Here is a 1,958-nt window from a genome sequence, read left to right as displayed (position 1 = left end):
AGTGAAAACCCTAGCCTTTGGGCTTGTCCGTAGGTGCGGTGTCTATCTGGCTGTTTAGCAAGCTACGACTTGCTTTCAATAGCGGGAGTCCCATAGGGACGACAATAATGACAGAAAAAGCTTTTTTCTTGTTAGTAGTTAAAGATTTCTCTTTCTTCTAGCCATTGTTCATAGTGAATTTCTTCTAAAACTTGTTCCCTATGATTATCTTTTTCCTTCAAATCTTGGCTAATTCCACTTCCTTGAATGGCTTTGAATAACTGTACACCTATTGATTTATCAAGGTTTTTAATTGAACTCTCTAAATTATTGTTAATTCTATTCAATAAAGAAAGAGTTAAAACATTTGAATATTTGTTCTTGTAATCAATTTTCATTGCTTCAACATAGTTAAAGCCATTTTGTTTATAAAAGTCTTTTGAAAAGTTGACTAAAAAATCTAAGTCTTTTTGTTTTTCTTTTACATTATCATAAGATTGTTTTACATTGGAATTTATTAAATCATCTAGATTTAATGTGCTTATGGTTGTTAGTTCACTATTTTGTTCATTAGATTGAAAGATTGAAAAAACCTTTTTTTCAATTAAAACTAGTTCATAAGTAAATAAAGCATCATCAATTTTTTCTTTTACTATTTCACAAGTAGTTTCTAAACTCTCAATTTTTTTATACTTTCTTCCAATAACATTCTTTAAGACTTCTATTTTTTCATAGTTCTTTTCTAAAATTGCTTTATCAATTTTTGTTTTAACTGTATTGATTTCATTTTGTAATTTAGCCAATAGCTCCAAAGCAAGTTTATTTTGTTTCTGTATTTTGTTATTCTTCTTGTAAAGTCCTCTATGAAAAATTACACCTAGATAAGTTCTTTTTGAACTATCTTTATTGTATTCATTCGTAAAAAATCTATCATAATTTTTTATGAATGAATATAAATCTCCTGTTCTTAAACAATTTTTAATTTCGTCAGTTAAGGCATTTTCGTAAGACTTCCAATTTTTTACCAAAAATTCAAACTTAGAAATTGAGCCATTGAAACCAAAAAAATTAAAAGAACGAATGCCATAAAACCATCTACAAGCTTGATTTTTTAAAACACTGTCATCAATGTTTTTATCATCGTATGTTGTATGAGTTTTATAAAGATATTTCATTAAGTAGCTTGAACCTCTTTGATAGCTTTCTTCTCCTGTTTTTTGATTACTATAAGAAATATCAAAACCTCTTTCTTTTGTCCATTTTCCTAAACTATCTATAACCCATCTTCCTAGTTTTGAGTTTTTATCGGTTTGCTTTTTGTTGTAGTTGTCTTCAACATTATTTAAGCAATCTGTTAAAAGTTTTTCATTCTCTTTTGAATGATAAAATATTGAATGTAGGTGTAAAGTGCTGTCTTGTTGTAATTCAATGACTTGTAAACCTATTAGATTTTCTCCAAAAATAAAGCCATTGTTTGAAAGCATTGCTCTAAATGCTTTCCAAAATTTCATTAGTTGATTTTTGGCTTGTATTGGAGATTGTCCACCATATGAACAATTCCCATTTTTTGGGTTTGGGTGGTAGGTTGGTGGCAAAGTCAAAGTAATCATTGAATTAGTAAAGCCTTTGTCTTTTGCTATTAAGTCCATAGTGTCAGCAATTTTATTCATTCTTGCTAACTTTTTAAATTGCTTTTCTTTATTGGTTTCAAGCTTAATTATTTTTCCTTTGGCATTAATCAATCTTAAATTGTTAATGTAATCATCGGAATTTTCCATATCTTCTACATACTCTTTAACCATTCCTTTGGTGGCTACTTTTTGACGATTAAAGCCAATCAACTTTAAAAGCTGTGCTGAGTGTAGGATAAGATTTTTCTTGTAGGCTTTCTTATCTCTGTTGGTTCTGTTGCTGATAAACTTTTCGTCAGCATCATCTTTTTTTCTTTTGCTCCAAATTAAAGGGTCAAGAAACTTAGG

Annotated in this window: 1 protein-coding gene; it reads right to left on the bottom strand. The window is 28.9% G+C overall.

The genetic code is table 11. The annotated features are described in order from the left end of the window. Nucleotides 1-131 precede the first annotated feature (131 nt). Nucleotides 132-1,958 (bottom strand): replication endonuclease (locus HWX39_RS35770; protein ID WP_175972148.1); only part of this gene is annotated, 1,827 nt, incomplete at its 5' end.

The organism is Burkholderia sp. BCC0322 (genome assembly GCF_902833045.1).
In the GTDB taxonomy this organism is placed as follows: domain Bacteria; phylum Pseudomonadota; class Gammaproteobacteria; order Burkholderiales; family Burkholderiaceae; genus Burkholderia.
This window is presented reverse-complemented; position numbering and strand designations above follow the sequence as displayed.